Genomic DNA, 8,331 nt, shown 5'->3' on the forward strand with positions numbered 1-8,331 from the left:
GATATTGAGCATGATTTTAGTGCCTTAAAGAGAGCCAGAATGTATGCTCCTTCAAATACACCCTTAGATGAAATCATCCGTGATTATTGTGTATCTTAATGTCTCATTCTTAAGTTAAATGACTATAACTACACTCAGCACTAACTTGGTAATTGGTAATGGGTAATGGGTAATTGCTAATTAGTATAAATTTTATATTTTCTGCCTTCTGCCTCCTGCCTCCTATATTTTTAATTGGTATACATATTTTGATTACAGAAAGCATTATTTCACTTCTACTATTACTGATCCAAGTACCAGCAACGGCGCTGTTATTGTCACGTTTGCTCAAGGGTCCCAGAAGACATCCACCTTTGCAACCACAACAACCAACCCCGGATATTTTGGGTAGTGTGAGTGTGGTTGTTCCCACTTTAAATGAAGCTTTGCGTATTAGTCCCCTGTTAGCTGGGTTAAGTCGGCAAAGCTATGAAGTCCGAGAAGTTATTGTTGTGGATAGCAGATCCCAGGATGGTACTCCCGACTTGGTAAAAGCTACACAACAAAAAGATCCCCGCTTTCGCGTGATGAATGATGATCCTTTACCTCCTGGTTGGGTGGGTCGTCCTTGGGCTTTACATAACGGCTTTTTGTTTAGTTCCCCAGACAGTGAGTGGTTTTTGGGGATGGATGCCGATATTCAACCTCATCCCGGTTTGGTCGCTAGTTTGGTGAAAACAGCCCAAACAGAGGGTTATGATTTGGTTTCCCTGTCTCCTCAGTTTATTCTCAAGTATCCTGGTGAATGTTGGTTACAACCGGCGTTATTGATGACGCTGTTATATAGATTTGATCCTGCGGGTATTCACACTGAACAACCGGAAAGGGTGATGGCTAACGGACAGTGTTTTTTATGTCGGCGCTCGGTTTTAGCGGCTGTAGATGGTTATAGCACTGCTAAAGGTTCTTTTTGTGATGATGTTACCTTAGCGCGAAATATTGCGGCGGCTGGTTTTAAGGTGGGGTTTTTGGATGGGGCTAAAGTTTTCAAAGTGCGGATGTATGAGGGAGCAAAGGAAACTTGGAAGGAGTGGGGGCGCAGTTTAGATTTAAAGGATGCTTCTAACCGCGCTCAAATTTGGGGTGATTTATGGTTATTGTCCTCTGTACAGGGTTTACCCATATTGATTTTACTGGGCTTTCTTCCCCTGCTTCCCCTGCTTCCCCTGCCTCCCCTGCTTCCCCTGCGCCTGTTATTGGGGCTGAATATATTTTTACTGGTAATTCGCTTTGCTTTGTTATTGGCGATCGCTCCTTCCTACGACCGTAAAAATGCTGAGGGTGGTTGGTTGTTCTGGCTTTCTCCTTTAGCTGATCCCCTCGCTGTGCTGAGAATCTTTTTATCTGCACTCCGCAAACCCAAGGAATGGCGGGGGAGAAAATATTGAGTAGGTGACAGGTGACAGGTGACAGGTGACAGGTGACAGGTGACAGAAAAGAGTTTTTACCAATTACCCATTACCCATTACCCATTACCAATTACCCATTACCCATTACCCATTACCCATTACCATGATTTATTCATTGTCATTTACCACTTGATCACCTCTTTCTAGTTCCCAAAGAATTTGATTTCCTTCCCGTCGTACCCGTGAAACTATCCAATTTCGCCAACGCCATTGATCTCCCCGACTGGTGACAGCACTTGCATGGACATCCATCAAGTCTGCTAGTTCGGAACTGGTGATTAAATAGCCTTTTTCGGCAATTTCGTCAGCAACCCGCAAAGTTTCAACTAGGTTGCGGAGGTGTAAAACCCTCATCTCAGGTGGTTTTTCGTCGTTTGTGGTTGCAGGTGACGCTGTAGATGGTTCCATAGTGGTTGTGTCTGATAAAAAAGTTCTGCTTTCCGAAATGTTTTCTTTGATTTGTGTAGAGTTGATTGGAGAATCAGATACTTTTGTGAAATTTACATTGTTTGTATTGGTTAAGGTTGCATCAAGATTTTCCGGGGATAATTGTTGAAGAGATGGAATTTTGCCGCTGGCAAAGGAGCGAGCAATCACATCACACCTTTCGTTACCTATGTTACCAGAATGTCCGCGCACGTGCTGCCATTTTACAAGTCGGCTGTTGAGTCTATCCAGGGTTTCTAACAGGTCTTGGTTTTGGACTGGGTTTCCGTCTGCTTTTTTCCAACCTTTCTTTTTCCAACCCTGCATCCATTTGGTAACACTGTTAATCAGATATTCGCTATCGGTGTACAGGGTGATGGGTTGGGTTTGTCCAGATGTAGCAAAAAATTCTAGGGCAGCGATCGCCGCTTGCATTTCCATTTTATTATTGGTGGTATGCCGGGATGCGTCCCCCATTTCGTAAACTGAACCATCATTAAAGTAAACAACAACACCCCAACCACCAGGACCAGGGTTGCCAGTGCAAGCACCATCGGTATATATGCTTTGAATTATCCGTTGTGTAGACATGATGAGTGATTAAAAATTCAAAATTAAAAATTAATAATGAGTTGCACACAGAGATTAGCAAAAAAGGGTTTTATAAATCAAGTCATCAAACTTGCACCCTCTGTCATCAATTATCAGTCATCAGCCAATAGTATTATTAGTCAAAATGAAGCAGTTTTAATTTCCAGAATGTTATTTACAATCTATTTCTGTTAATTAGGTTTATTTTATATGTTTATTTTAGATAACTAAAACTATTCTCTATTCCCTATTCCTTCTTCATTATTTTCTAACTCCACAAAAATACTTTCAACAATATTCCCAATTTATATTAATATTTTATTGTCATTTATTGTCAAATATCAAACAATGATTGAATTAACTGTAGTCAAGAAAATCATCATGCAATATCTAAACACATTTCCACAAAGGATAAAGAGTATTACATTAGCAATACTCTTAACCTTATTTATTGGTTTCATGCTTCCTGCTGTTACATGGGCAACTGGTTTAGGAGTGACATCAGGTTATCTGAGTCCTTGTCCCAATACAAATAACTGTGTTGTCAGTCAAAATGCAGATGCTAAACACGCCATTGATCCGATTATTTATCATGTAGACCGTGATCAAGCAAGAGAAATCTTACTGAAAGTTCTCACTGTTGTACCACGTACAGAAGTTATGGAACAAACAGATAATTACATTCATGCTATTTCTAAAAGTCGCATCTTCAAATTTGTTGATGATGTAGAGTTTTATTTACCAAATGATGAACCAGTAATTCATATCCGTTCAGCTTCTCGTGTGGGAGAGTCGGATCTTGGTGTCAACCGCAGACGTATGGAACAAATTCGTTTAGCTTTGCGTGATTTAAACATTTAATTGAAATAGAAATCAAATATTGATTTTCTAGCATCATCTATTCATCAAATTACCTTTGATTGTGAACCTGAGACAAGGGAGTTAACAAACCATCAATACTGACAAAATTTTTCTGTTGATGATATTCTTTAATTCCCTGTTCACCTTTCTTAATAGCCCAGTTAACTAAAGTGTCTCTTTGTCTTTGATATTCATAAAGTGGCACAGCAAAACCACAGGAAGTTTGCACCCTGTCAATATCAGCAACAATTATTTGCCGAGTTCCGTTAATCGGAGGAAATAAAGAATACAAATAATCCCATTCAGCAGCATTAGGTAATATTGTTTTTCCCTGTCCATAAAGCCGCAAAATAGAAGGTGGTTCTTGAAAAGCGCAAAACATAAATGTAATTCTGCCATTTTCTAACAGATGGGCAGAAGTTTCATTACCGCTACCTGTGACATCTAAATAAGCAACCCGATGGGGTGAAAGAATACGAAAGCTGTCTAAACCTTTAGGAGAAATGTTAACATGACCAGTAGGACTTAAAGGGGCAGTCCCAACAAAAAACATCTGCTGATTTGCAATAAATTTTTGCAATTCTTCGGTGATAGATTCAAAAACTTTAGCCATAAACAGTTTGATAGTTTTTGCAGATTTGTTATTTTCTACCATTCCCACAAAGCTTAACTTGTGTTTGAAATGTCGTCAATATTTTTATCTCCACCTCTAGAAAAAATTAATCATCAAATAGCTGATAGTGCTGGTGTTGAGTTATATGTATTCCGTCTTGATCTCATGCACCCCCAAATTAATGGTAACAAATGGTTCAAGCTGAAATACAATTTATTAGAAGCTCAGGAAAAAAAATACTCTACCATTCTTACTTTTGGTGGTGCTTATTCTAACCATATTTTTGCTACCGCTGCCGCAGGTAAGGTTTTTGGTTTGCGTACTATTGGGGTGATTCGTGGAGAAGAAACTTTACCACTGAATCCTACCTTAAATTTTGCCATAGAACAAGGCATGGAGTTAGTATATTGCGATCGCACAACTTACAAAAAACGGCACACAAACCAACTACAGGAAGAATTAAAACAACGATTTGGTGAAGTATTCATCATTCCCGAAGGTGGTGGTAATTTAAATGGTGTGCGTGGTTGTACAGAAATCATGGAAAACCTAAAATATCTTGACATTGACACAATTTGTCTCGCCTGTGGCACAGGTACAACCCTAGCTGGAATTGCTTTATCATTACATTCAAATCAGAAAATTATCGGCTTTCCTGTATTAAAAGGTGGAGAATTTTTAGCACCACAGATTACAAATTTAACACAAGATTATATTCAATCCGGTTTACCTGTACCAGTTCATAATCCGGCACATTGGCAATTGCTATACAATTACCATTTCGGAGGTTATGCAAAAGTTAACCAAGAGTTAATTAAATTTTGTCACACATTCCAACAGGAACATAATATACCCCTAGATTACGTATATACGGGAAAAATGTTTTATGGTGTCATGGATTTATTAAAAAAGGGATTTTTTTCACCAGGTAAAATACTATTAATACATGCTGGTGGGTTACAAGGAAATTCTGGTATCGAAGAAAAATTACTTAAAAAAATATGAAAAACATATTTAATTAAAACAAATTTTTTACAACTAAGATCCCCGACTTCTTCAAGAAGTCGGGGATCTGAAAATCATAAAGTTACACCATGTTTTTTAGCAATTTCAGTAAGTTGATCATACTGATGTTGTGCTGCTTTCGTTAAAATTGTTTCTGCTTCTGTGGGATCAGTACCATCTTTAGGAATTAAATACTTCACATAAAGAGAAACAAAATCAACAATAGCTGCTAAACCAGACAAATTATGTTTATCAGATTGTTGTCCAGCAATAACAGCAACTAAACCAGCACGAATAGGATCAGGTTTCACTTTCATAAACTGATCAATTAGCTGTTTTAAATAATCTGCTGATTCTAGGTTTTTCAACTTAGTTTGATCAGGTTTAAATTCCAATCCTGCGGCTTTAGACTGTTCTAAAACACACCATTCTGTAAATTCTTGCAGTGCAGCATCAGTAAGTTTAGGGAGATATTGGTACAGTTCTAAATTAGACACAAGGTGACACCAAATTGAGGTTTTTTAATTGCATCAAGTCCACCCTAACCTACTGTTTGATAGAGTTTTGTAATAGAACTGACAATTATTAACACGAAATTTAAAGTTTTTTCAGTATTTAGTTGCAATAAAAAAATATAATTTGTAGGTTGGGTTGACAATAGGAAACCCAACATTGATAGACTGTTGTTGGGTTACGCTTTCTTTGTACCCAACCTACAAAAACTCTTAACCGAGTTGATGCTACTTTGGTTATTCTTTAATTTTAGCGTTATAATGGTAGTAAATTAAGAATCTATACTCTCACAAAAACACATTGAAAATTAAAACATTAAAAAGCATTCTTGAAAAACATGATTTGTTTTTTTGAATATAAAATCCAAAATCCAAAATCCAAAATCCAAAATCTAAAATAAAATGACTTACTCACCACCTTTACCCCCACAAACAGAACCACCCCTTCCCCCAAGGGAAACCTTACCCACAATGTATGATTTACCAAGCGAAAACCAGGAGGAAAAAGGTTTGCCAGATGATTTTCATTTTTTACAAACCTTACTTTTATATTTAACTTTTCAACCCTTAAACTGGAATCCAGAATTAGTTTATAGTGCTGCGGATCTCAATCTTTATTATGATCTACAACATCCTTTATGGTATAAAAGACCAGATTGGTTTGGTGTAGTTGGAGTTTCTAAATTATATAATAATCAAGATTTACGTTTAAATTATGTCACTTGGCAAGAACCAGCTAAACCTTTTGTGGTAGTTGAATTATTATCACCGGGGACAGAAGAAGAAGATTTAGGAACTAAAGCAAGTCAAGCAGATAAACCCCCTACAAAATGGGAAGTTTACGAACGCATATTAAGGATTCCTTATTATATTGTTTTTAGTCGTTATACCAACGAAGTCCGCGCATTTCAGTTAGTAGGTGGTCATTATGAATCAGTAAATTTTATTGATGGACGTTTACCGATGCCAGAAATAGGTTTAAGTTTGGGGTTATGGGAAGGGACATTTCGTGGTATTCCTAAACTTTGGTTGAGGTGGTTTACATTGGATGGGGAATTAATTCCCGAACCTTCAGAAGAAGCAAAGGCAGCGAAAATCAAAGCCGAAAAATTAGCAGAAAAATTGCGTAAATTGGGTATTAATCCTGATGAAATCATTTAATAGCAAATAATTGCTAAATTTCGTGCTTTAGGGTTTTAACCAGAATAAAATAGATACCGTACTTCTTCAAGAAATCCGGTATCTTGATGTTTATTTACCTAAAAATATTTATAATAATACAATAAAGTATGGGTAATTCATGAATTACCTCTACAAAAACCACACCAAAAAATACCACAAGCGCGGGGAGTATATGACCTCGACTACAGATTTTACTACCACTCCAATTAGTCTCCCAGACCATACCCAACTACCTTGTGAAGATGGTACATTTGTGAAAAACTTCCAGGAACACCCCCAAAGCATTCTACTAACAGAATCAATTAAACCAATATTACAAAAAATCCATCCCGATGGACAATATTGTATAGGTCAAGATAGCGGTATTTACTGGCGAATTACCGAACCTTTAGAACGGGGTGCAGAAGCACCTGATTGGTTTTATGTGCCGAATGTTCCGCCTAGTTTAAATGGACAAGTGCGCCGTTCTTATGTTTTATGGCAAGAGTATATTTCACCATTAATTGTCTTAGAATTTGTGTCTGGTAATGGTGATGAAGAAAGAGATAAAACACCCTGGAAAGGTAAATTTTGGATTTATGAACAGGTGATACATCCAGCTTTTTATGGCATTTATGAAGTAAATAAAGCTAGTGTGGAAGTTTATCATTTATTGGAAAATAAATACCATTTATTACCGGCTAATGAACGCGGACATTATCCAATTCCCGCTTTAGGAGTAGAGTTAGGAATATGGCAAGGTGAATATCAAAATTTAGATTTACCTTGGTTACGTTGGTGGGATCTAGATGGTAATTTATTATTAAGTGGAGAAGAACGAGCAGAACAGGAATATCAAAGAGCAGAACAGGAATATCAAAGAGCAGAAAGGGAAAGTCAAAGGGCGGAAGAGGAACGCCTAAAAAATGAACGTTTAATTGCTAAATTGCGTGCTTTAGGTGTTGAACCGGACTAAACTAGATAAGCCAGATACCAGACTTCTTAAAGAAGTCCGGTATCCAATACTTTTCAGTTAAGCCTAAAAAATAAAATTCTGTAGGTTGGGTTGAGGAACGTTCACGCAGTGTGCCGAAGGCATAACCCAACATTTACAGAGGTTTGTTGGGTTTCACTTTGTTCAACCCAACCTACTAAAATCCTGAACCTTTATTACCTTGTGCCATCTGTACACCCTTATAAATTCCATAACCAGCTAAACCAGCAGCAGCTACAATACCAGCAGCAGGAAGAGCAACAACACTCGTAGTAGTTAATCCTATAGCACCCAATATTCCTGGTGCAGCAGTTGTAACAGTAGCTACTGTGATTGAACCTAAGCCGGCAGCAGCAGATGAAGCAGCACCTATAGCACCTATAGCCTTTGCATCTTCGCTATTTGCTAAATTACCTCCTGCTTGAACTATACTGTCAGCAGCTTTTTTCAAATATTTTCGCATTTGGATTAACTCCATATTAGTCCATAATAGACAGATTATATAACTTCGCTTTGTTTTACGTATTTAGTAAATATACTTAAACATCAAAAATATTAAATCACTATTAAATGCTTAGTTATAAAAAAACCTCTTTTTTTAAGAGGCTGTTTTCAAAGTATTTGATTATGTGTTAAATGTTGTCATATCCCCCTAAATTATCCTTAAAAAGGGGGAATTTGAGTAGTTTAGCCCCCCTTTTTTTAGGGGGGGTTGGGGGG

General features: G+C 37.4%; 9 protein-coding genes and 1 pseudogene. 6 read left to right on the forward strand and 4 right to left on the reverse strand.

What is annotated here, in order from left to right; all coding sequences use genetic code 11:
* Together H5968_RS24075 and cruG are read left to right on the forward strand one after the other, a co-directional pair.
* Positions 1-99, forward strand: a pseudogene (locus H5968_RS24075) (IS630 family transposase); the annotation flags it as partial.
* Between the two features lie 149 nt (positions 100-248).
* Positions 249-1,427 (forward strand): 2'-O-glycosyltransferase CruG, encoded by a 1,179-nt coding sequence (cruG, locus tag H5968_RS24080; protein WP_187041954.1) that lies wholly within the window; start codon positions 249-251, stop codon positions 1,425-1,427.
* A gap of 129 nt (positions 1,428-1,556) precedes the next feature.
* Here cruG and rnhA read toward each other — a convergent pair whose 3' ends face one another.
* Positions 1,557-2,465, reverse strand: coding sequence for a ribonuclease HI (gene rnhA, locus H5968_RS24085; RefSeq protein ID WP_187041955.1), 909 nt, complete (start codon positions 2,463-2,465; stop codon positions 1,557-1,559).
* 381 nt (positions 2,466-2,846) lie between these two features.
* Between rnhA and H5968_RS24090 the strand changes: the two genes are divergently transcribed.
* Entirely contained in the window at positions 2,847-3,326 is a 480-nt protein-coding gene (locus tag H5968_RS24090) for a DUF1499 domain-containing protein (protein ID WP_187041961.1), read from the forward strand.
* A 49-nt stretch (positions 3,327-3,375) separates the two neighbouring features.
* Here H5968_RS24090 and H5968_RS24095 read toward each other — a convergent pair whose 3' ends face one another.
* A complete protein-coding gene (locus tag H5968_RS24095) occupies positions 3,376-3,939 on the reverse strand; it encodes a pyridoxamine 5'-phosphate oxidase family protein (protein ID WP_187041962.1) in 564 nt (187 codons plus the stop codon).
* A 69-nt stretch (positions 3,940-4,008) separates the two neighbouring features.
* On the opposite strand from H5968_RS24095, the gene H5968_RS24100 reads away from it, so the two are divergent.
* Entirely contained in the window at positions 4,009-4,944 is a 936-nt protein-coding gene (locus H5968_RS24100) for a 1-aminocyclopropane-1-carboxylate deaminase/D-cysteine desulfhydrase (RefSeq protein ID WP_187041956.1), read from the forward strand.
* Positions 4,945-5,018: 74 nt separating this feature from the next.
* On the opposite strand, the gene H5968_RS24105 is transcribed toward H5968_RS24100, so the two are convergent.
* Positions 5,019-5,441, reverse strand: a complete 423-nt coding sequence (locus H5968_RS24105) for a hypothetical protein (protein ID WP_187041957.1) — start codon at positions 5,439-5,441, stop codon at positions 5,019-5,021.
* Between the two features lie 417 nt (positions 5,442-5,858).
* On the opposite strand from H5968_RS24105, the gene H5968_RS24110 reads away from it, so the two are divergent.
* Both H5968_RS24110 and H5968_RS24115 read left to right on the forward strand, forming a co-directional pair.
* Positions 5,859-6,617, forward strand: a complete 759-nt coding sequence (locus H5968_RS24110) for a Uma2 family endonuclease (protein WP_187041958.1) — start codon at positions 5,859-5,861, stop codon at positions 6,615-6,617.
* A gap of 193 nt (positions 6,618-6,810) precedes the next feature.
* The gene (locus H5968_RS24115; protein WP_187041959.1) at positions 6,811-7,593 is read left to right on the forward strand and encodes a Uma2 family endonuclease; all 783 of its coding nucleotides are present in this window, start codon (positions 6,811-6,813) and stop codon (positions 7,591-7,593) included.
* 175 nt (positions 7,594-7,768) lie between these two features.
* Here H5968_RS24115 and H5968_RS24120 read toward each other — a convergent pair whose 3' ends face one another.
* Positions 7,769-8,074, reverse strand: a complete 306-nt coding sequence (locus H5968_RS24120; protein ID WP_187041960.1) for a hypothetical protein — start codon at positions 8,072-8,074, stop codon at positions 7,769-7,771.
* Between the last annotated feature and the right edge of the window lie 257 nt (positions 8,075-8,331).

The sequence above is a fragment of the Sphaerospermopsis sp. LEGE 00249 genome (assembly GCF_014299995.1).
Lineage (GTDB): Bacteria > Cyanobacteriota > Cyanobacteriia > Cyanobacteriales > Nostocaceae > Sphaerospermopsis > Sphaerospermopsis kisseleviana.

Bases quoted from the DNA above. Each gene is read 5' to 3' on its own strand.
- rnhA (WP_187041955.1), bottom strand. From the start codon at position 2,465: ATGTCTACACAACGGATAATTCAAAGCATATATACCGATGGTGCTTGC.
- H5968_RS24090 (WP_187041961.1), top strand. From the start codon at position 2,847: ATGCAATATCTAAACACATTTCCACAAAGGATAAAGAGTATTACATTA.
- H5968_RS24095 (WP_187041962.1), bottom strand. From the start codon at position 3,939: ATGGCTAAAGTTTTTGAATCTATCACCGAAGAATTGCAAAAATTTATT.
- H5968_RS24100 (WP_187041956.1), top strand. From the start codon at position 4,009: ATGTCGTCAATATTTTTATCTCCACCTCTAGAAAAAATTAATCATCAA.
- H5968_RS24110 (WP_187041958.1), top strand. From the start codon at position 5,859: ATGACTTACTCACCACCTTTACCCCCACAAACAGAACCACCCCTTCCC.
- H5968_RS24115 (WP_187041959.1), top strand. From the start codon at position 6,811: ATGACCTCGACTACAGATTTTACTACCACTCCAATTAGTCTCCCAGAC.
- H5968_RS24120 (WP_187041960.1), bottom strand. From the start codon at position 8,074: ATGCGAAAATATTTGAAAAAAGCTGCTGACAGTATAGTTCAAGCAGGA.